Origin of the sequence: Bacillus sp. FJAT-28004 (assembly GCF_001280845.1) — a bacterium.
Classification (GTDB): Bacteria; Bacillota; Bacilli; order Paenibacillales; family Paenibacillaceae; genus Pristimantibacillus.
Genome location: NZ_LGHP01000004.1, coordinates 178,145 through 202,465, shown reverse-complemented (window position 1 = coordinate 202,465; position 24,321 = coordinate 178,145). Strand labels below are relative to the sequence as shown.

General features: G+C 43.0%; 27 protein-coding genes. 24 read left to right on the top strand and 3 right to left on the bottom strand.

Annotated elements, in window-relative coordinates:
- Positions 1-10 precede the first annotated feature (10 nt).
- Positions 11-865 carry a helix-turn-helix transcriptional regulator gene (locus tag AC787_RS30955; RefSeq protein WP_235561179.1) on the top strand — a complete coding sequence of 285 codons (855 nt, stop codon included), beginning with the start codon at positions 11-13 and terminating at the stop codon, positions 863-865.
- Positions 866-881: 16 nt separating this feature from the next.
- On the opposite strand, the gene AC787_RS30950 is transcribed toward AC787_RS30955, so the two are convergent.
- Entirely contained in the window at positions 882-1,796 is a 915-nt protein-coding gene (locus tag AC787_RS30950) for a phytanoyl-CoA dioxygenase family protein (protein ID WP_054028832.1), read from the bottom strand.
- 347 nt (positions 1,797-2,143) lie between these two features.
- Here AC787_RS30950 and AC787_RS30945 point away from each other — a divergent pair, with 347 nt between their 5' ends.
- The 6 genes from AC787_RS30945 (at position 2,144) to AC787_RS30920 (ending at position 8,433) form a co-directional block, all read left to right on the top strand.
- A complete protein-coding gene (locus AC787_RS30945; RefSeq protein ID WP_054028831.1) occupies positions 2,144-3,925 on the top strand; it encodes an AraC family transcriptional regulator in 1,782 nt (593 codons plus the stop codon).
- A 225-nt stretch (positions 3,926-4,150) separates the two neighbouring features.
- Positions 4,151-5,149, top strand: coding sequence for an ABC transporter substrate-binding protein (locus tag AC787_RS30940; protein ID WP_054028830.1), 999 nt, complete (start codon positions 4,151-4,153; stop codon positions 5,147-5,149).
- A gap of 36 nt (positions 5,150-5,185) precedes the next feature.
- Positions 5,186-5,953, top strand: a complete 768-nt coding sequence (locus AC787_RS30935) for a ferric iron reductase (RefSeq protein ID WP_054028829.1) — start codon at positions 5,186-5,188, stop codon at positions 5,951-5,953.
- A gap of 240 nt (positions 5,954-6,193) precedes the next feature.
- Positions 6,194-6,535 carry a YobA family protein gene (locus AC787_RS30930; protein WP_054028828.1) on the top strand — a complete coding sequence of 114 codons (342 nt, stop codon included), beginning with the start codon at positions 6,194-6,196 and terminating at the stop codon, positions 6,533-6,535.
- 300 nt (positions 6,536-6,835) lie between these two features.
- Entirely contained in the window at positions 6,836-7,582 is a 747-nt protein-coding gene (locus tag AC787_RS30925; protein ID WP_054028827.1) for a PEP-utilizing enzyme, read from the top strand.
- A complete protein-coding gene (locus AC787_RS30920; protein WP_054028826.1) occupies positions 7,579-8,433 on the top strand; it encodes a PEP/pyruvate-binding domain-containing protein in 855 nt (284 codons plus the stop codon). Before AC787_RS30925 ends, AC787_RS30920 begins: the two co-directional genes overlap by 4 nt.
- A 369-nt stretch (positions 8,434-8,802) precedes the next feature.
- Here the strand turns inward: AC787_RS30920 and AC787_RS30910 are convergent, their stop codons facing one another.
- Entirely contained in the window at positions 8,803-9,015 is a 213-nt protein-coding gene (locus tag AC787_RS30910) for an alpha/beta-type small acid-soluble spore protein (protein WP_054028824.1), read from the bottom strand.
- A gap of 168 nt (positions 9,016-9,183) precedes the next feature.
- Between AC787_RS30910 and AC787_RS34285 the strand changes: the two genes are divergently transcribed.
- From AC787_RS34285 to AC787_RS30890, 5 genes are all read left to right on the top strand, one after another.
- Positions 9,184-9,330: a hypothetical protein gene (locus AC787_RS34285; RefSeq protein WP_161807598.1), complete on the top strand. Its 147-nt coding sequence runs from the start codon at positions 9,184-9,186 to the stop codon at positions 9,328-9,330.
- A 281-nt stretch (positions 9,331-9,611) separates the two neighbouring features.
- Positions 9,612-9,983 (top strand): iron chaperone, encoded by a 372-nt coding sequence (locus tag AC787_RS30905; protein ID WP_054028823.1) that lies wholly within the window; start codon positions 9,612-9,614, stop codon positions 9,981-9,983.
- Positions 9,984-10,062: 79 nt separating this feature from the next.
- Positions 10,063-10,599: an RDD family protein gene (locus AC787_RS30900; protein WP_054028822.1), complete on the top strand. Its 537-nt coding sequence runs from the start codon at positions 10,063-10,065 to the stop codon at positions 10,597-10,599.
- A 193-nt stretch (positions 10,600-10,792) separates the two neighbouring features.
- Complete coding sequence (locus AC787_RS30895; RefSeq protein WP_054028821.1) at positions 10,793-11,164, top strand: VOC family protein; 372 nt, start codon at positions 10,793-10,795, stop codon at positions 11,162-11,164.
- A 65-nt stretch (positions 11,165-11,229) separates the two neighbouring features.
- On the top strand, positions 11,230-11,811 hold the full coding sequence (locus AC787_RS30890; protein WP_054028820.1) for a GNAT family N-acetyltransferase: 582 nt from the start codon (positions 11,230-11,232) through the stop codon (positions 11,809-11,811).
- Positions 11,812-11,971: 160 nt separating this feature from the next.
- Here AC787_RS30890 and AC787_RS30885 read toward each other — a convergent pair whose 3' ends face one another.
- Complete coding sequence (locus AC787_RS30885) at positions 11,972-12,805, bottom strand: phytanoyl-CoA dioxygenase family protein (RefSeq protein WP_054028819.1); 834 nt, start codon at positions 12,803-12,805, stop codon at positions 11,972-11,974.
- A gap of 115 nt (positions 12,806-12,920) precedes the next feature.
- On the opposite strand from AC787_RS30885, the gene AC787_RS30880 reads away from it, so the two are divergent.
- The 12 genes from AC787_RS30880 (at position 12,921) to AC787_RS30820 (ending at position 24,300) form a co-directional block, all read left to right on the top strand.
- A complete protein-coding gene (locus AC787_RS30880) occupies positions 12,921-13,784 on the top strand; it encodes an AraC family transcriptional regulator (RefSeq protein ID WP_054028818.1) in 864 nt (287 codons plus the stop codon).
- Positions 13,785-14,390: 606 nt separating this feature from the next.
- The gene (locus AC787_RS30875; protein ID WP_054028817.1) at positions 14,391-15,347 is read left to right on the top strand and encodes a hypothetical protein; all 957 of its coding nucleotides are present in this window, start codon (positions 14,391-14,393) and stop codon (positions 15,345-15,347) included.
- A 202-nt stretch (positions 15,348-15,549) separates the two neighbouring features.
- On the top strand, positions 15,550-16,020 hold the full coding sequence (locus AC787_RS30870) for a hypothetical protein (protein ID WP_054028816.1): 471 nt from the start codon (positions 15,550-15,552) through the stop codon (positions 16,018-16,020).
- Positions 16,021-16,245: 225 nt separating this feature from the next.
- Positions 16,246-17,193, top strand: a complete 948-nt coding sequence (locus AC787_RS30865) for a helix-turn-helix transcriptional regulator (RefSeq protein ID WP_054028815.1) — start codon at positions 16,246-16,248, stop codon at positions 17,191-17,193.
- Positions 17,194-17,258: 65 nt separating this feature from the next.
- The gene (locus AC787_RS30860; RefSeq protein WP_054029045.1) at positions 17,259-17,804 is read left to right on the top strand and encodes a DinB family protein; all 546 of its coding nucleotides are present in this window, start codon (positions 17,259-17,261) and stop codon (positions 17,802-17,804) included.
- A gap of 38 nt (positions 17,805-17,842) precedes the next feature.
- A complete protein-coding gene (locus AC787_RS30855) occupies positions 17,843-18,277 on the top strand; it encodes an EVE domain-containing protein (RefSeq protein ID WP_200930799.1) in 435 nt (144 codons plus the stop codon).
- Between the two features lie 302 nt (positions 18,278-18,579).
- Positions 18,580-19,008 (top strand): SRPBCC family protein, encoded by a 429-nt coding sequence (locus tag AC787_RS30850; RefSeq protein WP_054028813.1) that lies wholly within the window; start codon positions 18,580-18,582, stop codon positions 19,006-19,008.
- 975 nt (positions 19,009-19,983) lie between these two features.
- Complete coding sequence (locus AC787_RS30840; RefSeq protein WP_054028811.1) at positions 19,984-20,487, top strand: ClbS/DfsB family four-helix bundle protein; 504 nt, start codon at positions 19,984-19,986, stop codon at positions 20,485-20,487.
- 330 nt (positions 20,488-20,817) lie between these two features.
- The gene (locus tag AC787_RS30835; RefSeq protein WP_152970824.1) at positions 20,818-21,558 is read left to right on the top strand and encodes a class I SAM-dependent methyltransferase; all 741 of its coding nucleotides are present in this window, start codon (positions 20,818-20,820) and stop codon (positions 21,556-21,558) included.
- A 246-nt stretch (positions 21,559-21,804) separates the two neighbouring features.
- Entirely contained in the window at positions 21,805-22,341 is a 537-nt protein-coding gene (locus AC787_RS30830) for an AAA family ATPase (RefSeq protein WP_054028809.1), read from the top strand.
- A 187-nt stretch (positions 22,342-22,528) separates the two neighbouring features.
- Positions 22,529-23,680 carry an enolase C-terminal domain-like protein gene (locus tag AC787_RS30825; protein WP_054028808.1) on the top strand — a complete coding sequence of 384 codons (1,152 nt, stop codon included), beginning with the start codon at positions 22,529-22,531 and terminating at the stop codon, positions 23,678-23,680.
- Between the two features lie 188 nt (positions 23,681-23,868).
- Positions 23,869-24,300: a hypothetical protein gene (locus AC787_RS30820; protein WP_054028807.1), complete on the top strand. Its 432-nt coding sequence runs from the start codon at positions 23,869-23,871 to the stop codon at positions 24,298-24,300.
- The last annotated feature ends 21 nt before the right edge of the window (positions 24,301-24,321 follow it).

Below are 24,321 nucleotides of genomic sequence, written 5' to 3'. Positions count from 1 at the left end.
GACCTTTGCCGTGGATCATTATCATCTTTCGGATATAAGTCCGGTTGAAACGCTTGGACTGCTAAATCATTATTACTTTCCGCCATATATCACGCTCGCTCACATGTTTCACGCACCCAAAGGCTGGGAAATTAGAAATCGGGAAATGTCGCAGTTTGTTCTGCAATATGTCGTCGACGGCTTCGCTTATTATCCGATCGAAGGGTGCCAATACGAGACAAAGCGGGGAGACCTTCTGTTTCACCGACCGCACGAACGCCACTCCATCCTAACCGTCGATTCCGATCCCTATGTCTGTATTTCGATTGTATTTCACTTCGGCACGCAATCCTTCCCCTTTGACGACTTGTTCCGCGATAATCATCTGCTGGGCAATTATGCGGATCAACCGGTAGAAACATTGCTTTCTCAGATCGTCACGCATTATCGCCAGCCGGGTCTCAATCATCAAATCAGGTGCCAAAGCCTGTTGCTCCAAATTTTTGCTGAAGCTGCGCAATGGGTAGAGACACATGCGAATCAAACGAAAAGCGATGCCCTGCACATGCCAAAACTCGTATTAATGAAAAATTATTTACACGACCATTTTAACCGCGACATTCAAATCAAGGATCTTGAACAGGTGTCCGGCTTAAGCAAGAACTATATCTTGTTCCTATTCCGAAAGCATTTAGGCACATCTCCTATTCAATATCTCGCTTGGATCCGGATCAACAAAGCCAAGGAGCTCGCCATTCACAGCAACTTGTCCATTAGCCAAATTGCAGAAACCGTCGGCTATTCTGACGTACATACCTTCGGACGGATGTTCAAGAAAAAAACCGGGCAGAGTTTATCCCAGTTTTGTTCTAATTTAATTTGCTAATCGACGGATCTAATTCTTATTCAGCTCGCCAGTATTTCTCGTGCGGCACGCGATACGTTTCTGGGCGCTTAGGTTCGGAAACAGCCAGCGCGCCGGAGGGACGGTATTCGTACGGCTTCTCTCCTTGAGCGTATGGCGCCTGCTTCCGGCGTTCGATGCATGCAAGGAGCACTTGTTGTTTGAGCGTCAAATATTCGAGCGTATGCGGCCCGAATTCGACTTCGACTTCCCCGGGCCTAAACTCGTAATAGATCGTGCGGCGCAGCGCATTGCCGTCGCCTTCCGGCGAACCATGGAGCAGTTGGATGTTGTGTAAGATGACATCGCCTGGGTTCATTGGCACGGGTACTGCCCCTTCGAAGTTGAAACCCTGCTGCGAACAACGCAATTGCGATGCTTCGGCATCCCAATGGTTGCTGCCTGGGATGACCCATAGGCAAGATTTTTCGTCTGCGGAATCCAAATAGAAATCAACATTGAATATAGGCCTGGGATCCGTGCAGCCTAACGGTACGGATGCGTCGCGATGCCAAGGAACGCTTGCAGCGTTGTTAGGGACCTTGACGACAAGCGAGTCCCAGGTCGCAATAAAATTATTCCCTTGAAGTTTCTCCACAGTCCTTAAGATAAATGGATGGCCCAAAAGCACCTTGTTGACATCCTGTTTATCGATCACAAACTCCGTGCGCCAATAAACCCGTTCTCCATCATTGCGGATCCTGTATAAGAAATCAGGGTCATTGGCCTCTCCTGCAATCCCTTTCTCCACAAGTTGGAAATTTTGATCCTGCAGCAATTGAAGCTCATCTCCTTGAATGACATTCCGGATGATAAGAAAACCATTGTCGATAAAAAACTGAGCTTGTTCATCCGTAATCACCTCTTGTATACCGGCATCAACTTCTGGAAAATGTAGATTTGACAAACTCATAAAGATTGCCTCCTTGTTAGTTGGAATACCTCCACAATACAGGATCTATTGACAAAAAGATTTAGCCAAAATGAATGTTTTAGTTGCCAAAAGCACTTCTAACTCGCTCTTGACGATCTTATGTAAGTGAACCTATAAGGAATTCATTTCCTTGGGAAGTCCACGACCTTAACACGGTTTTAAAATTAATAGGTGTCCATCAGATCCAAGACTTATTTAGATATGCATTTATCAAGCTGCAAATTCTGTGATTAATCGTGTTAAGATGGAGATATCTCTAAGGGAAAAAGATAGACTTAACTAGATAGAGCCAACTACAGATCCTCTATAGGAGTTGACATCATATTATGATTGTGGAGAATCACCTTATACTTTGGAACCATGCATCGCTGAAAATAATTGATGTGCAGCGAATCAAGCTGTCGATTGGCGAGCATTTGCACATAACCGAGCTCCCGTCGAGCGCTCTATTTTACACGATACGCGGTTGTGCTCGGTTCCTACTGGACGGGGAAGAGCACCTTGTGAAGAGTGGATATGTATGTCACGCCGGTAAAGATACAGTTGTTACGATCATGGACATCACCGACCCTTTAGAATATTATGTGATACATTATAAGGCCTATCTACCGCTTCCGTGCAGCCAAGATCTACTTCAATTGCTGACTAGCACGGAACCGTTTGAGATCCAATATGGTTTTGTGGTCAGTCATGCGGCTCAGCTACTCATATCCTTGTCTCGTATGGAGCAGGAATGGGACCAGCCGGAAGCCTTGGCGAAGCTACAGGTGAAATCGTTATTTTATCAGCTCATATGCGAGCTGATGGGACAACTGCAGAACCAGCGATTGGAGCAGGCTTCACCGGATATCGTGCTGCAGGCTGCCAGATATATGGATGAACACTATACCGAACCGATCACAGCAGATACACTTGCCACGCTATTGAATTGCAGCTCGCGGACAATGCAGCGGATGTTCAACAAGCGGCTGGCTCTTGGGCCAATTGACTACCTAATGCAGATCCGTATAGACAAGGCCAAGGAATTACTATGTCGTACGAATGCAGGGCTCAAGGATATCGCCGAAGCAGTCGGTTATGTGGACAGCTACTATTTCAGCCGATTATTTAAGCGTTACACGGGCGTTTCTCCAAGCACGTATCGAGAATCGATGCATCAAGCCAGAGGTGATGAACCGGAGAATATTGCTGTAATCGCACCTAATCTGGAAACAGGCAGCAGCGCAAAGAAGGTGCCGTCAGATCCACTGGATGCTGTTATCCGTCGCTCACTGCGGACGATCATTCATCTTAAGGGCGAGCTGCTGCTCCAGCGGCAGCCTGAGAAAATTGCTGTTCTGGATCCCCAGTTTATGGACCATATGCTGGCTCTAGGTGAGCAGCCGGCGGGCAGTGTCAAGGTAACCGGAGATCTTAGTAGTTTTCCTGACTTTCTGATCGGCAAGTTGAACGCGGTCCAGCCCTTGGGAACGTTGGATGAACCCGATCTCGAAGCACTGCGTGCTTTGGCGCCCGATCTGATCATTTGCACCGAGTTCCAGAAGAACATTTATGAAAGCCTCACGCATATAGCGCCGACCATCATGCTCGAGCGAAACCGTGATTGGAGAGAAACATTACGAATCATCGGGCGGATTATGGGCAAGAAACTTGAGGCGGAACAGGTCTTACAGCTGTATAAAAACAAAATCAGTGGTCTGAAATCGGCACTGGCTGCCAAGCTAAATGGACAGTCAGTAACGATGATCCGGCCGCAGGATAATATCATTAGGCTGCATACATGCGCTCATCGTACGGCGGCGATTTTATACAGAGATCTGGGGCTGTTTCCTCCGAAGTTAGCGGTTGACCGTAAAAGAACCAGCTCCATAATATCTTTGGAGGGTTTGCCGGAGCTGGATGCAGACCATTATTTCATATTGACCGACAATAAATGTAAAGCTTGGTCGGATGAGATTCAGACCACGACTACATGGAAAAGTCTGCGCGCCGTGCAGCAGCATCATGTTTACCACGCCAAAGCGAGCATTTGGATTGCTTATTACGGCCCTATCGCGATGAATCAAGTGGTCGATCAAGTGGCGGAAGTTTTCTTGGATGCGAAATAACTTGTTTTATCGTAAATTGCAAGGAATAACTAGCGCTTTGATAATCCATTTCTTATACAAACACTGTTGTATCCGGATCCATCGATTCGAGCAACGGTGTTTTTTTGTCGCCATAATCTATTGCTCTTGGCGCAAATATCCATTGAAGATAACAGAGCGAGTCGTTATAGTGTTGTAAGTGACGATGAGTGTCATTCTCAATAAAGGAATGGAGGAATTATACATATGTATCCGAAAATCAAATTAGCATGGACCTTTAGCTTGTTAGTAAGTTTAGTAATGATATTGGGTGCTTGCTCAGACAGCTCCAATCAAGGGAGCAACAACGCCGGTGGAGGAACGACGAATCCACCCCAAGCAACAAATGATGAGTCCGCAAATAAGCCCGTCCTCATAACACCGGTCACCATCAAGCATCTGAAGGGTGAAATGACGCTCGAGAAGGTACCAGAGAAAATTGTTGTGTTGGACGTCCAGTACGCGGATCAAATGCTGGCGCTGGGCTTTCAGCCGGCAGGCAGTGTAGTAGCTGAAACTGACAATGGGCTTCCTCCATATTTGGGTGATAAGATGGGCAATATCCCGTTACTCGGAACGTATGTGGAACCGAATCTGGAAGGAATCATTGCCATAGAACCGGATCTCATCATCGCTACGGAATTCCATGATGATATCTACGAAGATTTACTCAAAATCGCACCGACGATTACACTAGAGCGCAATGAGGATTGGCAGACAGTACTGTTGAAGTTTGGGAAAATTTTGAATAAGCCACAAGAGGCGCAAGCGCTGGTTGATGGTTACAAACAAAAAATAAGCGAACTAAAAACGGCATTAACAGACAAAATGAAGGGCCAAACGGTTGCCTTGATCCGGCCTAGAGATGAAATGATTCGTCTCCAAACGACGTCACATCGAACTTCACAGATTCTATACGACGATCTAGGCCTGACTCCACCGAAAATGGCAGTTAACAGTAAGGATTCAAGTATGATGATTTCTCTTGAAGTTCTCCCAGAACTGGCTGCCGATCATATGTTTCTACTCCAGGACGATACGAATTTGGAGCTAACAACTGAATTTCAGAATACTGCGATTTGGAAAAGTCTGAATGCGGTTAAGGAAAGCAAGATATATGCCGAAAACACGGCGCAGTGGATCGGTTATTATGGACCTATTGCGATCAATTTGGTTGTCGATCAGATCGCTGATGCGCTCAATTAAATCCTTTTGAGCAGAGAGTCCTAGGGGGTTATGTCTATGAACAAGCAGTCACTGATCACGCAGGTGGAATGGGATTACTTGAACTCACAATTTGGCTTGTATGAATATGGCGCAACCCGTTCTGTTAATTCGGTGAGAGCTTCGGACTTGCTTGATGAGGAGAATTGCTCTAATTATTTGGACAGGCTGACAGCGCTACTACAATCCCCATCGAAGATGATCACAGCTTCGCAGTTTTTTAAAAGGTACGCCTTCGTAACCACTGTTCCGCTGTTGTACGCTATGACAGTGTACAACAAGGGACTAGATTTATCTGTTGAAAATTGCTTTCTTGAATCTTCACCGGGTCACTCCTGGTTGGAGCATGTCAGTCTAGCCAATATTGAAGTCGAAATGCCCGAAGCAAGCGAAAGGAATGTTTGGCGCAATACGGTTATTCTAGATCATTTTGCCGGGAATTTAGGGAAATTAATAGCGGTCATGTCTAAAGTGGCCAACGTACCAAAACCGATATTATGGGAAAATGTTGCGGTTCGTGTGTTATCACTATACGAAAAAAGAATCGGGGTAACGGGTGAACAGCAAGAGCAATTCCGAGGCCGAGCAGACTTTCAGTATCTGATTCATCAGGCTCCTGGAGCTTTGTTCGGGGAAAAACAAAACCCGATAAGCCGCTTTTATGGCAAACCGACATTCTCATCTGTTTCTAATACGCCTACGCGGGTTCGCAAAACCTGCTGCTTCTACTATGAGGTCTCCAGTGTTGAAGAATACTGCTCCACCTGCCCGAAGTTGAGGAGCTAAGGGATTACAGTATTTTTCGTCCAAAACAGTTTATGCATAAAAAACAAACGCCGTCCAGTTCTCTGGGCGGCGTTTTGCTTTCTGTCGATCTCTTAATCTTTTTGTTTCAAAGTATTTGAACAGGCAGCCCAAATAAGGCCAGCATGAAACGGCAGTCCCGTTAAATTACATGAAGGATAGTTTAACCGTTCGTAACAAAAATGGAACCAAATTCGTTTAGTTTATGGAGGAGATTTGAAAATGAGGTATTTAAAGATATTGATGATAGTAGTAATGACAATTGCTTTATTGGGATGTGAAGAGAAACTAGCTTCCGAACCCTCTGGTCAAGGATATATATTTGAAGTTAGTGAAGACAGAGTATTGATTTTGGATAATGTTAAAAAGAGTGATTTTGGTAAAGGTTGGAACGATATTTTTGAAGATTATACAGGTAACGCTATTTGGTTAAAAACATCCTCTTCGAAATATAAAGTTGGACAAAAAGTACGTTATTGGGTCGAGGGCGGGGTTGCCGAATCTTTTCCTGAACAGGCTAGCGCTAAAGAAATAGAGATAATTAAAGAACAAGGGCAGTATTGACAAGGTAATATTTGGCAATGTATACTTTGCATGTATTATAAATAGTGTAATCGCGAAGGAGTGATGGGCAATGAAAAACTTTAAACGAAGCGCCAACAACATCATATTAGGTCCTCGCGGTGTTATTTTTAACTAATTCGCTTATATCGAATTAAGCCCTGAGGATATTTCTGTCTCAGGGCTTTATATGTGTGTGGGTCTACTCTGGAGTTTAGAGTGATGCAATGCGCTAAAGCCACTGGTTACTTTGCAGTGGCTTTTTGTTTTGACTTTTTTGGAATCGTAATGACATAGAAGGAGATGGTTATCTTCAACAGAATCAGAATTTGGTATCAGAAAGAGATTGAACAGCTTAAGCCTTTAGTGCGTGATGTATACAAAAAAATTTATAGGTATCAAGTTGAACGGACGTCGCTGTTTGAGTTGCAGATGCGCGAAGCAATCGCTCAGACGACGTCGGTATTGGAAGTTTTTATCGTTCATCTTCCTTCGTATAAAAGAAGCTATATTAAAGTTCTTACCAGGCAGGAGCAACTCACTTCATCCGATTTGATTATGTGCTTTGACAGGGCGATGTACGAACTGCATTTGTATGCAACATTAGGCAAAGAAATCGGAAAATACGCCAATGAAGCGCCTTGGAGCAAGGATCTTCGCGCGCTTTTGAATGAGCGGCAGGAGATTGAACCGGCAGATAACTGTGCTTCTGTAGAAGAATTATTTCTTGCGAGCGGAAAAGTTGCTTGTTCCGGTCATGCCGAAGGGACAGCAGCAGTCATTTTGAGCAAGCATGAGTTCGGGAATGTAAAGCAGGGTGACATTTTAGTAACGACGATGACCACTCCTGATTTCATCGAGGTTGCTTCGCTTATAGGTGGACTTGTCACGGATCGGGGCGGCATCGTTTGCCATGCTGCTATTTTGGCGAGGGAGTTTAACATCCCATGTATTGTCGGCTGCGGAAATGCTACGGAAGCGGTTATAAGCGGTCAAAAAATTCGTATAGATGCGATCTCTGGCATCATTATGGGATGTGAAAATGAATGAAACCGATACATTTATTTGAGGCGACTGAGGTTGATCTATACGGACGTAAAGCGGTGAATTTGAGTAAGGCGCTTCAACAACGTTTGCCGGTCCCAGCAGGGTATGTGCTTTCGGCTTCAGCCGTTCAACAATTTGCGACGGGAGAACTGAATTTGGAGAGCGAAATCCGGACTATGTTAGACTCCTTATGCTCTGTTTCTGTTAGGTCGTCCGCTTGTCAAGAAGATGGTGAACAGTCCAGTTATGCTGGACTGTTTCATTCCTGCTTAAACGTGACGACCGCCGAAGGAATTGAGCGAGCGATTCGATACATTTGGGAGTCTGCGCAATCGAATCGTTTGCGTAGCTATATGAGGCGAGCAGAGGGAACGACTACGGTAGATGAAGACGAGGCTGGAACTGGGGCTGCTATACAAGTAGCGCTCATCGTACAACGAATGATCGCTTCCGACGTGTCGGGAATAATGTTTACACGCAATCCTGTTACGAATGCGGATGAAAGAGTAATAGAGGCAACCTGGGGATTTTGCGAAGCGGTTGCTTCTGGATATGTAACTCCGGATTACTTCAGAATGAACCGGAATGGGGAAATTACGGAAGCGGAGGTTAGCATGAAGGAGGTTGCGGTTCAAGTCGGCCAGTGCGAAGGTACGATTCAACTTAAGCTGACCGACAATGCTGCGCACTCGCTATGTCTGACAGCTGAGCAATGCAAGGAGTTGAACCATCTGGCTGCAAAGTGCGAGCATACTTTTGGTCCGGATATCGATATTGAATGGGCCTTCGCAGACGGTGAGCTTTGGCTGCTCCAATGCCGGCGCATAACCGGACTCAAATTCTCGTCAGGCTGATGATTATTTTATTTTCAGGTGCCATTGAAGTCTTTTTTTGGCACTTTTTTCTTTAATTATCATCGGTGTGACTGGACAGCCATAACCATTGCATAACGAAGGCTTGAATGTTATCTCATCGCATCGAACTGGAAAGTCCAAGTAACGACTTAGCCTCGGTTTTATCTTATTTAAGGTAATTGTTTGGGTTGTTACACTAACGGGGAACTTTAGTTGAACAACAATATGATGCTTTCCGATTGCAAGATCGGCAGCTTTAACACGTTTAGCGGTCAGCGATTTTGATGAACCTGAAAACATTAAAAGAAAATTAAATAAGCCCTCCTCATCTCTTTACGAGATTGAGGAGGGCTATTTGTTAATTTTAAATTAGAATCTTTTTGCCCCTGAGCTAAGGGATTGTTCTGCAATTTGAATTAACGCTCTTGTGATGTTTCCACCAATAGTACCTGCATCACGAGTAGTCATATTCCCATTGTAACCATCTGAAGACCATTGAATTCCAAACTGTTGTGCTACCTCATATTTCATTTGGTCAAGTGCTGCTTGTGCTTGTGGAACGACTAAACTTTTTCTGCTCATGTGTTTTCACTCCTTAACTGGATGTGAAGTTATTTTGTGGATTGTTTTTTCTTTTTATACATTAATTATTGGAAATTTAGTATTTGTTCATTAACATGAACCACCTAGAAGATGAAATCCCAGAAAATAGCGTAGTAGCAGTATATATTGTAGTAGGATAAGAATCTAGTGCCGGCAAGATTAGAACCAAGTGTTTGTGCTCGCTTAATTTTATATGCAATAAAAAATGGTTGGGATTATACAGAAGAAAAGAGAGTAATGAAAATTGAGCAAGGTGATTTTCTTATTAATGAATTAAGATTGAATCATAATTGATTAAGCTAACGGGAGTCGATAGTTGAACGAGACAAGGAGCAGATTTGCCCTGGCAGCTGCTGCTTCATTTTATTAGGCTAACGGGCAGGATAGTTCCAACATGTGTTAATATTAATATCAGAAGACGAGTAAATTAACACGTGGAATCCCAGAAGATTTGAATGAGTTTAGCACATGAGTTTTTTCATGTTAGCTGCGACTTTGAGTTAAGGAGTTTCAACGACAAATGGGTTTGAGGGACTTCTCTGAACGACATAATAATTATTTTAGGAGGGAACAACATGGAAGTTTTTGCAGAATATTTAGCACATATTGATAACCCGCACCATCGGGACCGAACGGAAGAAGTTTTGACTTGGGTAACTAAGAAATTTCCAAATTTAATGCCAAAAATTGCGTGGAATCAGCCCATGTTTACCGATCACGACACATTTATTATTGGCTTTAGCGTAGCCAAACATCATTTGGCTGTTGCCCCTGAAAGGGTAGGGATTAATCATTTTACTGATGACATTGTGCAGGCAGGTTATGATCACACCAAGGAGTTGGTACGTATTCAGTGGGATAGTCCGGTTGATTTCTCATTACTTGAGAAAATGATCGAGTTTAACATTTTGGATAAGGAAGACTGTTCGACTTTTTGGCGGAAATAGAAAAACTAGGAGAAACCTTCTATGCTTATTAAGGACGAAGAATAGCGATATGCTCCTCATTCAGGTCAGGAGGGCTATAGTGGTACAAAGGTATGAAAATCAAAAAACTGTATCTGTTAGCACCCGCTTAATCGCCTTCTTGTGGGATTATGTTATCATTTTGGGTTATCTCTTCCTGCTGTTTGGAGTATCGTTTCTAGTAAAACCGTTACTGATTCCACTGTTTATGGCAAGCCCGTTGTCGGGGGAAATTACAGGGTTTCTGTTGATTACGCTGCCTGTATATCTTTATTTTGCATTAAGTGAGGGGTCGAAATCACAAGCGACATGGGGAAAACAAAAAATGGGGATTGTGGTTACGGACTTGATTGGTCAACCAATCGGAATTGGAAACTCTCTTTTTCGATCTGCTATAAAATTCATTCCATGGGAACTGGCTCATTTTACCATTTGGCATATCGTCATCCCTATTGATTATCCAGACTATTTAATTTATTCATTATTTGCCACGGTGTATGGACTGGTGTTTCTTTACTTGATAAGTCCCTTAATGAACAAGAATAAACAAACTGTTTATGACTTTATTGCAGGGACCGTTATTAAGCATAAGAATTAGGACCCCATCATTCCATTCACAAAAGGAGTTACGCTAACCGATAACAATAGTGCAATAACTTTTGAGGGTCATTGTTTGTGAAATAAAAATTGCTTCCGTGGTTACTATACTGGGAGAAATATGTGTTAATCAAAGTAATGTTGTATACTTTATGCAATAAACCATTTAAAAAATATTTTTTATTGGAGGAAATATGAAACTAGGCGCATTCTCTGTAAGTTTAAGTGTAAAGGACATTCACAAATCAAAATTATTTTACGAAAATCTAGGATTTCAAATCTTAGGAGGCGATATTACTCAAAACTGGCTTATTATGAAAAATGAAAGTTGTATAATTGGTCTATTCCAAGGAATGTTTGAAAAGAATATTCTGACCTTTAATCCAGGATGGAATGAAAATGGCGAAAATCTTAATTCATTTACGGACATTCGAGATCTTCAAACACAGCTTAAAGCAAAAGGAATTAAAATAATATCAGAAGCAGATGAAACAAGCGAAGGTCCTGCAAGTTTTACAATAGAAGATCCTGATGGTAATCCCATTCTTTTAGATCAACACAGATAAAGTAGAGAATGGGTTATCTTGTGAAGGATATTTTTGGATTAGGATGTCGAAAGTGGTGAACACCATTGGAGGTTTTGAAATACCACATCACCGACGAATGGAATGAAGCTCGGTGGAGCACAGTAGAGCGAATCTACGAGCAAGCGTTTCCCCTTGACGGCAAGAAAAGCCGCGATATCGTTCGTCGCATGTTTGAAAAACGTATGTGCCAACTACATACAATTGCCCATGATTCAGAAATTGTTGGGATGGCGTTGACCGGAATCGATCAGAATGCTGGAGCTTTGATAATTGATTATATAGCGGTTCGTAAGGAACTTCGCGGCAGAGGATACGGCCGACTATTGCTTGACCATATCAAGAAATGGACGCGAACAGTTGCGAACTGTAAAGGGATCATCGTCGAAGTGGAATCTGAACCAACCGAGGAAAACAGCCGGCGAATCCATTTCTGGGAAACAAACGGTTTCCATCTCACTGCTTATGTTCAGCAGTACATTTGGGTTCCGGAGCCTTATCAGGCAATGTATTTGAACTTCGAAGAGAGTAATCGGTTGCCGGACGATGGGAAGTTGCTGTTTCGCAGCATTACTCAATTCCATGAAAACGCGTATCGTCGTTCTAATGGAGAACGAGAGCATAAATAAACTACACAACGAGGCTGCCATAGGATCTAATGGCAGCCTCGTTCCGCTAACGGGCAGTTATCCTGAATAAACTGAATCTGGATTTCTGGGAAGACTCTACTTTTGATCCTCATAAATGCAATTAGTTGGGGGCTAGTTGCCCCATCTTACTTGATTTCAGTTACTCTCTTGAGAATAAGAGCGGGAAAAACTCGTTGTCGAATTTCTGTCCGATATACGGACGGGGCCCAAGTAACTTGACGTTGGGATGTCGGTGTTCGCCTTCCTGGTAAGCCGTATTACCTGGCATCAGATGGGCTACGATCGAGAGCCGCGGATCAGCCGTATGATTCGGTCCGCTGCCGTGAAACGTAAGCGCGTGATGGAAGCTTGCTTGTCCGGCTTTCATGATGCAGGGCTCCTCGATCCACTTCCTATTCTCCGTTGCGAATTTATCGCGCAGTATATCCAGATTTTGCTCGAAGAACGTATTGCTGTCTTTGATTAATCCCCACTTGTGCGAACCGAGGATCGTCATCATTCCGCCATTTGTCAAATCCGTATCCTGGAGCGCGATCCACACTGTCATCATATTTGTCGTGTTGGAGCTTCCCCAGTAGCCGTAATCCTGATGCCATCCAACATTTCCGACATTCGACACTTGTCCATTAAGACCGGGCTTATATAATACTTGGTCATGCCACAGACGGATCGAATCTTCTCCCAATAAATCTGCCGTGATTTCACCTAATAATGGGTTGGTCACAATCTCGTGAACGGTATCGTTAATCCACCAGCCGTTATCAAGCTTGCGCAGCTTGGGCGAGTCTTGGGAGTAAGGAATATAATTGTGATATAAAGGCATTCCTTCCTGATCCCAATCACCTGCCCATAGGCGCTCATGCGCCGCGCGGAGCCGGGAGATCTCTTCGTCTGTAAGCAGCTTCGGGCTGATCCAATACCCGTCTCGGTTAAATACATCTTTGTCTTCCTGCGTAACTTTAATGTGATCCATCGTCTGTTGCCTCCTCGATTAGTTTGGAATTCATGGAATTCATCTTGAATTACCCCAATCATAATCGGTTGAAAGCGCGTTGACGTTCGAAAAATTGAAGAGTAATATTTTATACATGAAATTAAATAATGAACAAAACCATTCCATGCGATGGGGAAGAAACGGCGCAGATTTTGGAGTGCCGGAATTGGAGTCGATAGGATTCGACCATTTTAAGAAAGCGTCAACACTTACGGAGCATTATCATGAAAACTGTTATGAATTCGTAATCATTGAGAAAGGAAGGGCCAGCTGGGTCGTAGGCGAAGATATATATGAGACGAGGACAGGGGAAGTGTTCTATACCCTTCCGAATGAGAAGCATCGCGGATCATTCAATGTGATTGAGCCATGCCGATTGTGGTGGATTATTCTCAATATGCAACAACGCGATGAAGACGGAAGATGGCTGGGTTTAAACAGGTCGGAGGAATTGAGCTTGCTTCATCTGTTGCAGAAGGTTCGGCGTGTTACACAGCCGGGGACACAAGTTGTCCGAAGCTTGCGCCGAATGAAGCAGACGATGGAACAAGGCAGCAATCTTCCTGCTTTAAACATTCGGTTGGCGCTACTGGAGTTTCTGTTAAGCCTCACCGATTTACGCGAGCGCAAAGAGCTTTCCCCAGAATTGATTCAAAGCATGGATCTCATCCTGCGCGAAATGACGATAAGGCCAGAATGGAACCCACGGCTGCATGAATTGGCATCGATTGCTAATGTAAGTCCATCATATTTTCATCATATATTTCAAGAACACACGGGACTTACGCCTAAAGGCTACATGGAATACATTAAAATATCGGAAGCGGCGAAACTGTTGAAGGATACGGAGATGTCTGTCACAGAGATCGCATTGCGGCTTGGCTACAGCTCATCACAGCATTTTGCCACCGCTTTCGGAAGAGCGATAGGCCAAACGCCCACGCAGTGGAGGGGGTGAATTTGCTGTCTGCATGTTCGCAACCCTTTTTATAAAAAACGTCTAATAATCAGAACAGATTTGTGGGAGTGGTCTCGATGATCTGATTGCGACCATAAAATACTTTTGAGTTGGGGATACATTAACAGAAATGAGTAGCGACGTAAAAGTTTACAAGATGCTTAAGGCGCTAATGATTCAACAAACGGGACACGATAGTTGAATAATGCATATGGATGAGCAGGCACTGATGTGGCCTGCTCATTTTATTAAACTAACAGGCAGTTTAGTATAATCATAATTATCGGTAACATTATCCAAATAGCGGAACACAGTTTATGTATAATAAAACTTTATCTAATAACTTACGTACACGTGAAATACGCATGGATAAATTGTTATAAACCGGACTAAAGTCTAGAGTCTTCCCCATCCAATATCAGTTCTCTCTTATGAGCGCATAAGATATTATGAAACTAGAAAACAAAATGATGCACTTCAGGATGCAGAAAAAGATGAGAAGAAGCAATTAAGGTTTCGTTATTGATTAGCAACTCGATCCGCATACATGTATTTTCATGCTGGTTTTACAATCGACGAAGTTACAAGAAAGCAGGTGATGACGACATGAAAGTAATGACAGAGCCGCCGGCCTCACGAATAGGGAAGATGCGTAGAATCTGCGGATATGGCGCTGCCATAGCGGTGACGCCATATCTGCTAATAAAAATTGTCTGGACTTTTGGTCTCTTTCTTCCGACCGAGCAAATGGGCGACTCCAGTTGGCGAGCGATCAACGCAGCAACCGCGGTGATCGCTGCGGTGGGTATTCTGCTGGCGATGGCGTTCAGCAGGCCGTGGGGTGAACGGCTGCCAGCGAGGCTGGTTGCTCTGCCCGTATGGATGGGCACCGGTCTGCTCGTCCCCATGCTGTTGTTGGCACCGGTGCTCGGCCCGGCCGCCATGACCCGGGATAAGGAGGCTGGCGCCGCCGACTTCTGGGCATACGAGCAGATCTTCGTCATGATCTCGCTGGCTGGGGTCGGCATTTGCCTGCCACTTGCCTTGGCAGGATACGCCAAGGCGCGGTGGCCCGAGGCGCTGAGCGGTCCGACCGATTACGCGGAGCTGCCGGGACACACCCGACAGCTGCAAGTTTCCTCGGCTAGGCTCGTCGCTGCCGGCTGTATCCTGCTCGGCATCATCAAGGTGTTCTGGGCGGCGGGCGGCACCCTCGGCATCGACCCAGCAATGCTAAATCACCGCGATGTGTGGTGGCACCTCCTGACTTTGAGTACTGGCGTGTGGGCCATCGCGGGGGCGTGGGGCCTGATGGTGATGACCTCCCGCCGTGGGACGCGGAGATTCCTGCCCCCCATGGCGGCGGTATGGATCTCGTCGGGAATGCTGTTCTCTTATAACCTCTTTTCTGCCATTCGCCCCGATTCACAGTACTCCCCGGAGTACCCGCTGGCACGAATCTTGACCACAGAGGCCGGTATCGTCTTGGGTGTGATGATGGGGATGATCACCCTGCTAGTGCTGCATGACCGCCGGCGCGCTCTGCGCGACAAGTCGATTTGAGACGTATTTTATTAAACAAATTTACTACCAGTGATTACGCTAACGGGGAACGATAGCTTAACAATCACTATGACGAGGCTGCCGACATGAATCGGCAGCCTCGTTGAGCTAACGGGCAGGTTAGCGCAGTTATTTATAGAAGAGTGGTATAATTAACAGGGGAACATTATTTAGGTTTGAAATCAAAATGAGGTGTTTTATTTTGTTGCTTCGCGATGGAATTTCTGGATTTTTTAACACGGAAATCGATGAATCATTGGTAGATACTAGCCATTTTAAAAAGCTATCCTATGCTTTAGCAAATCAGGTTGGTGGAAAACTGCTCAATGTTTCTGAACCGCAGGAAACCAATTTTTACTGTGCTGATTTACAAATTAACGGGAAAGAGATTCACATCTTATTAAATGGTATTTACCCATTTATTGCTATCGCTTCAAGAGTTGAATACATGAATGTTTTATTTATAGATGACCAAACACTCTCCAATGGAATTAAAGCTTATTGCACAGAATATCGAGTTTTACAGTTAAGAGAACTTAGTGAACAAATACAGCTAGATGAGCGCAAGAATAAGCTGAGAAATGAGAACACATTGAATGAAAAAGAACTAAAACAATTATTTTATTGGATGCCTAAAACAGTCGGTGAGGTAATCTATAACCATTGGGATTAGACATGCCGTTCGCATTCAACTAACGGGTACTATAGCTCACTAAACATCAGGACGAGGTTGCCGGTTGAAACGGCAGCCTCGTTAAGCTAACGGGAAGGATACCCTAGTGATATACTTTCAGTGGAGGTGCTTGTATTGTTATATGATGACCTCTCTTTTCTCTTGTGAAAAAGCCTCATAATAACAACTCTGGTATAAACAATCTCTTGGAAAAGGGTGCAGTGCATGAACAAAACGGATCGTTTGTTAGCCATAGTGCTTGAGCTACAGCGTAACGAAGTGTTACGAGCCGAGGATTTAGCCGCTACATTTGAAACAAGCGTGAGAACCATCTACAGGGATATTCAGGCTTTGAGTGAAGCTGGCGTATCCGTGATAGGAGCGCCAGGGCAGGGATACTCCTTAATGGAGGGGTATTTCCTGCCGCCAGTCAGTTTCACGGTGGAAGAAGCAGTGACGTTACTCATCGGGACAGATTTTATCGAGCATTGGTTTGATGTTCACTATGGCAGTAAGTCTCGAACTTCAAGAGGGAAGATAGAAGCCATCCTACCGGAACCGATTCGCAGTGAGGCATCCCGGATTCGCAAGAGCTTTCGTTTGCTTGCTTCCGTTGAAGATATAGCACGAATACAAGAGAAGGCATACTTGGAAGCGATTCGTCGAGCGATACTGGAGGAAAGAAAAATAAGATTCCGCTATTCCAAAAGAATTGCCGAGGCTGATGGGAACCGCCAAAGTGTTCGTACGGTTGCTCCTTATGGACTTGTGCTTCATCAAGGGACATGGGTACTCGTTGCACGGTGTGAATTGCGTCAAAACATCCGTCATTTTCGGTTGTCCCGGATGTCGGAGCTTATCGAGCTGGAAGATAGATTTATGTTGCCAGCAGATTTCCTTTTAGATGTATACCAGCCTCCAGACGATCGCGACGTTCGTGTGCGTATCTGGGTCCAACCTGACATTGGCGATAAGGTAAGGGAATCGAACAACTTCTATATAGAAACCATAGAGGATCATACGGAAGGGTTGCTGGTGACCTTACGTGTTCGGCAGCCTGAAGAATTGCTGCATTGGGTACTCGGCTGGGGAGGCGGAGTGGTTGTGCTGGAGCCGGAATCCTTCCGACATCGGGTTAGAAACGAACTGAAAAAAACGTTAAAACGCTACTGACATAATGGTGTCAGTAGCGTTTTTGTATACTTAGAAAAAAAGATGATTAGAGGCGATGATATATGATGATTACAACAAAGTTAGCATTACAACGATTTGAGGTAACTGCGACACATTATATTCATGAACTGGATCAATTCAGTCTGGAGCAGCTGAGGCAAAAGCAAATTGATAACGAGTGGTCAATCGGACAGATGCTTCAACATCTCATTAGCTCGGCACTTTATATGCAGCTTCGTAATATTGATCAATGCCTGATGCCAAGCCAAGATCCCATGGTACCTCGAACGGAAAAAACCGAGGTTGGTGTGGCTATATTTTCTCAAGGAAGCTTCCCGCCCATTCGTATTCATGTTCCGCCTTCCTCACAATATACTCCGGAGCAGCCGGAAAGCAAAGAGCAGCTAATTCAAGGCTTACAAACTGTCATCCAGAGAATGAAGGAGATTGAACCTACCCTTGAAAAAGTATCCAAACAAAATACAGTGTCCCATCCGAGATTCGGTGGACTGTGTGCGGAGGAATGGTTTCTGCTTGTTGAAATGCACTACCGTCATCATCTTCTGCAGCTGGACCGCTTAAAACAAGGATTGGTACGGGAAGCGACATAAACATTTATTAAAAAAGGAAGGGATTTCGAGGTATGCAAATGGATGAAATAAGCGAGCAAAGCCGCTTCTGGATTGGTGTCGTGTCCGCATCCCATGTGAAGTGTGGTGAGTTGAAGGGATTCGCTCAGCTCTGTCACGGCAAGTCAGCACCATTACGTAAGATGCGAGCAGGCGATTGGTTGATCTACTATTCCCCGCGTACAGAAATGACGAAAGGGGCACCACTCCAAGCGTTCACCGCTATCGGGGAAGTGGATGATGATAAAGTCTACGAATATCAGATGTCCGAATCGTTTGTGCCATTCCGCAGAAATATCCGCTATATTTCATGCCGGGAGGTACAGATTAGAGATCTATTAGAAAAGCTTAGCTTCACTCGCGGGAACCGAAATTGGGGGTATTCCTTCCGCTACGGTCATTTTGAGATCGGTCGGGAGGACTTTTTCACAATTGCCAGTGCGATGCTGAAATGAGCAGATAGAAAGTTCTTAAAACTTGCCGTTATAGATAGCGCGGAGAACCTTACCATAAGAAATGGAGCTGTCGTTGAACTAACGGGAGACGATAGTTGAATAATTCACATGGATGTGCAGGCGCCTGAGGTCGCCTGTTCATTTTATTGAGCTAACGGGCAGGATAGTTAAACAACCTTCACTAATGCATTATTTCAAAAATGAGCAATCGAAAAGAAATCACATCAACCGTACCATGGTATAATATTCGTATACAAATAATTACATAAATTAAATCCTTTTAAAGAAGGGGAATGAGCAATATGGCAAATATCGAGCAATTACAGACCGTGAATGTTCCAGCTTCAACGGTATATGAAGCATTAACCACTACAAAAGGACTTTCAGAAATATGGACAAATGAACTAATAGTCAATGATCAGATCGGTTGTATAAATGAGTTCCGATTCGGCGGCAAAGGCTTAACAAAGATGCGAGTTGATGAACTTGTTACCGATAAAAAGATTTTGTGGCAGTGTGTTGATTCAGATCCAGAATGGATAGGTACGACAATTTCTTTTGATATGGAGGAAAAAACCGGGAGGACTTCAATCATTTTTCGTCAGATGAATTGGGAGGAAGTGACCGCATTTTATCGCGTATGTAATTATAACTGGGCTATTTTTTTGTACAGTCTTAAACAGTATTGCGAAGATGGCGAGGGTCTTCCGTATCATAAACGGAAGTTTTAGAACCATTGAAAACACGGATGGGTGGACTAAAGTACATGATCCCGAGAACTGATTTCGGAAGTATTGAGTAAGTACGAAGAAGTTGTCACCCAAGTCTTGACAATCATTCGTTCAACTAACGGAGAACAATAGTTCAATGAAACAGCGACAGTCTAGGACTTTATTTCACGTCTTTGGCTGTCGCTGTTTTAGTTTCTACGATCAGTCTAAAACTTATTTTTTGGAATCTGACGGTTTAACAATACAAAGAGCCTCATGGATTATGGACATCCAGTCTAATACTTTATTTTCTACTGACATTAGGCAACAAAGTTAAACTTGATGATCTGGAGAATTCTGTGAAAAAAGCGATAGAAAAATCAAAGAGTTAATGAGTGATCGGTGATCTGCTAATTTAGAAGGCTACTTGACGTAAATTGTTACGCTAACGGGATACGATAGTGGAATGAAGCAGATAGCAGCGGGAGTCTGCTTTTTTCATTGAAGTAACGGGCAGTATTGTTGAGTAATTAAAGTTTAACCTTTAGACTCGTCATGAGTTATTATGTAAGTATTCTTAGCTATATGGATTGGTTAGCAACCAGTCGGGATGATAATGTTAGTAATAATTGACGGCTATTTTCATCGAGTTCTCCTTTCTGGTGCCAAGTGTAATAAGAAGGATTTAAAGCAAAAGTATCTACAAGCAAAGAGGCTGACCACTGATATTAGAGATTTACCTAATGTATTTCGCAGACTCCATTGTTTCGAGCAAATACCTCTTGATAATGATGTAGAAGCTGATTTCGTAATTGATACCGATACGGATAGGATATACAAACCGATTTATTGAACTAACGGGGAACGATAGTTCGATAATGAAATGACTGCCGAGCAGGTAGCGTAATTACAATTTATAAATATATAGAGAAAAAAGGATACTTATCAGAACAAACATTCTCATGTTAATATATAGTAAAAAAGGAGGGGGTTATCATGTTAGCACAAAATGAAAAAGAAATTTTATTATTGAATAACGACATAAATTTTAAATCATTACTTGAAATAATTGAATCTGTACCCAGCAGAAAAAGGGGTATTTCTATTGAAACTCCGGAAAGAGATAAGAATTTTCGTGATGTAGTAATGCATCTGTATGAATGGCATGCAATGCTTGAGAGATGGTATAGAGAAGGTATGGATGGCGATATTCCATTTATGCCAGCACCTGGTTATAAATGGAGTACAATCAAACTACTTAATATGCAAGTTTGGGAAAAATACCAAGATGTAACGTTAAATCAAGCTATAAAAAAATTGAAGTTAAGCCATGATAGAGTAATAGAACTAATTAAATTACATACCAATGAAGAAATTATGACAAAGAAATACTATAACTGGACAAAAACAAGTAATTTATACAGCTATTTTGCAGCAAACACTTCGAATCATTACATTTGGGCTATTAAAAAATGTGAAGTTATCGCAAAGTCTATATAAAAAAGGTCAACCATATATGGTACTTAATAAGTACAGTGACTATAAGGGATAATGAAGGAACATTATTATTGCAGAAAACAATTTTTTGACACTGTCACATATGGATTACTTATGAAAGACTTTAAATAGTATTTGGAGCAATATGCTTCATGGTCATTAAGCTAACGGGAAACGATAGCTCAGAACAATACTACGGCAGCCGGTCAGAGGATGATCAGCTGCCGTTTTTATTGAAGTAAAGGGCAGTTATCTTCAACTGCTTATGTTAAAATATGGTCATAAATAGTCAAGTCATCGAACGATTAACTCTATTTGGGGGAGGACGTCGACATGGACAAGAATTCTGTTTATAGAACAAACTGCTTCTATTGGGATACAAATGGAAATGACTTCTTAGGAGCAATCGTGCTTCCTTTTTATGGAGCATTTATCTCAGAAGAAAAATGCCAGCTTTTTGGCGATGTCTCAGGGAAAAAGATGCTGGAGATAGGCTGTGGAAACGGTCAATCCTTGCAATATCAGGGGGAACGCAAAGCATCTGAACTATGGGCTGTGGATATATCAAAAAAACAAATCGAAAAGGCAACACAACATTTGAAGGCAAGTGGTCATTCAGCAAAATTGATCTGTTCTCCCATGGAAGAAGAATGTGGCATACCAGTGGATTATTTTGACTTTGTTTATTCAATTTATGCCATAGGCTGGACCACCGACCTTGAGGGTACTTTTTGCCGGATCGCTTCTTACCTGAAAAAAGACGGTGTATTTATTTTCAGTTGGTCTCACCCTATTCACAAATGTGTGGTTGCAGAAAATAATATGCTTGCTTTTAAAAAATGTTATTTCGATGAATCTTGGTATTCAGTATCTCTTGATGAAGGTGCGCTAACATTATCGGACCGTAAACTATCAACCTATGTGAATGCGTTGGCAAAAGCGGGATTTGTAATTGAGCAAATGATTGAGCAATCTGATGATGAAATTATACAATCGTGGGATAATAACAGCGATTTTGCAAAAAAAGCCAAGATGCTTCCTGTAACTTTTGTAGTCAAAGCAAGAAAACTATAGAATTCGATAGCTTAATCATGACTAGGTTTTCACCAGGCTCATTACCCTAACGGGGAACGATAGTTGAATAATGCATATGGATGAGCAGGCACTGATGTGGCCTGCTCATTTTATTAAGCTAACGGGCAGGATAGTTTAAATAATTATAGAATCCTTAATTAATGTGATAGCTCGATTTCAAGTTTCAAAAAAATAACTGAAGGATATAAATAAGCCGGTTAATTATTTGGTCTGGGAGGTTTTTGAATGCAAGAGATAAGCCGGAATAACGTGATTTATCTCCTATCTGGTCCGCTTGGAGTTGGGAAATCAACAGCTTCGAGAGAACTTGCTCGAACTGTTGAACAATGCGTTCTAATTGAGGGTGACAATATACTTCATATGTTTAAGGGAGATTCGCAACCTACATGGGAGGAACGTCTAAGTTTAACATGGAAGAATATTCTTGCTTTAACGAGGAATTTTATTCAACATAATTTAAATGTAATTATAGATTTTGTAGTAGAGGATGAACTTGATTGGATTTGTAATCAGATATCGGATTTAAATGTAAGAGTAAAATATGTCGTACTACGAGCAGATAAGGAAAAATTAGTCGAACGTCTAACGTTAAGGGGAGATATCAATTCCTTAGAACGCTCTCTGTTTTTACTGAACAAAATGGAAATGTCCTCATCAAATAACTCTTATATTTACGACACTACGTTTAAACAACCAGCCGAAATTGTAGAAGAAATCATCAATGACCCTCGTTTTAAGGTTAGTATTGTAGCCAGTTCTTAAGCTAACGGGCAGTTTTAGCGCTTCATGGAAAGGTGCAGGATTGTTTGATCAATTCAATATTCAAGATTACAGACTTCCAATTTTTGAAGAATCTTCTTATCTACTAACATTATAATTCTATAATATGGTATTCTACTTACGAATCAAATCGAGACAAGAAGCCGTCGAGTCGGTTAAGGAGGATCATATGAACATTACGGGTATACAATCTGATTGGAAAGTGGAAAAAATCGAATTCGCCAAATTAACGGGGGAACGAGCCAGAAGTGCGGGGGCCAATGGCAGAATCGGCATTCATGGCAAAAGCTGTACAGTGGATATCGCCAGAATTACGATCGATGGGCAAACGGGTTACGGTAGCTCGATTCATATGACGCCGGAATGGGCCGAAGACATAATAGGTCGCCGATTGGTTGACTTATTCGACGACCGGGGCAGACTGCGCGAAGCGTATCGATTGCAATTGGAATATCCAATGTTCGATTGGTTAGGCAAGAGACAAGGAAAACCAGTTTATGACTTGGTGTCGGGTGCCCACTTGGAAAAGGGAGTCCCATTGGTTGTCCCCTGCTATGATACTTCACTATACTTTGACGATTTGCATCTGGCTGATGAGAGAACCGCGGTCGCGTTAATGCAAGAAGAAGCGATGCAAGGATATGCGAATGGCCATCGTCATTTTAAGATTAAAGTTGGCCGAGGCGGACGCCATATGCCACTCTGGGAAGGAACGAAACGAGATATCGCGATCGTACATGGGATCTCGGAAGTGGCTGGTCCCACAGGCAAGATCATGATTGATGCGAATAATGCATATAATTTGAACTTAACCAAAGAAGTCTTGGCGGCTTTGGCGGATGTTAATCTGTATTGGCTGGAAGAAGCGTTCCATGAGGATGAAGCCTTGTACGAGGACCTGAAGGAATGGCTCCGGCAACGTGGGCAGAACGTGCTTATCGCGGATGGGGAAGGGCTTGCCTCACCGCATCTTATTGAGTGGGCGACTCGCGGTCGTGTCGATGTGCTGCAGTACGATATCATCTGGCCCGGCTTCACGCATTGGCTGGAATTAGGCGAGAAGTTGGATGCGCATGGTTTGCGGTCTGCGCCTCATTGTTATGGCAATGCTTATGGTATTTACGCGTCGGGACATTTGTCAGCAGCGGTACGTAACTTCGAATTTGTGGAATACGACGACATTACAATTGAAGGAATGGATGTATCTGGGTATCGAATCGAAAGCGGAGAGATTTATATACCGACCACGCCGGGTTTCGGCATCGTCTTCGACGATGAACTTGTAACTAACCTTATAAAGCGATCCGGCTGGTCCCGATAATAAGCCAGAGAATATAATGATTTTGGAGTACGGATTTCTATTGTAATGTGGATAAGCGCTTTTGCGATGCAAAAGCGCTTATTTGTGTGGTCACGAGCAGCGGGGATCGCTTGTTGTCTTTGATATATTTTTCCAAGCTTCACCCTAGCAACACGATAATGACTAAGGAGGGTAAATAGGAGGTACTGATGAAAAAAGTATTATCAATGTTCATAGGGTTAACTATGATCATTTCATTATTTGGTTGTGCTAATAGTGATTCGGTTAAAAGTTCAACCCCTATGATCGATAAAGAGTACGTTGAAAAAAAGGCTCAAATAGGTCTTTCCATATCCGAAATTAAAAAAATGTTTGGTGACCAATATGCATCTGGAGCAGCAGATGGAGGGGAAATATGGATGTATGACACTGTAAATGAAGGATTCGAGTATAAGCCCAGATTGGACGCAGTAGCACACGAAGAAATAAAAAACGGAGATGTTAAATACCAGTTATTTATTAACATCATTCAGGAGAAAGCTTATATGTATTCATATTTTTATAAAGGTGAAGACGAAAAAGTATGGGAATATGTACTTAATCCTGATAAAACGATTCTTGAAATACCTGTTAGTAACTAATTATAAACGCTTTCTATCTGA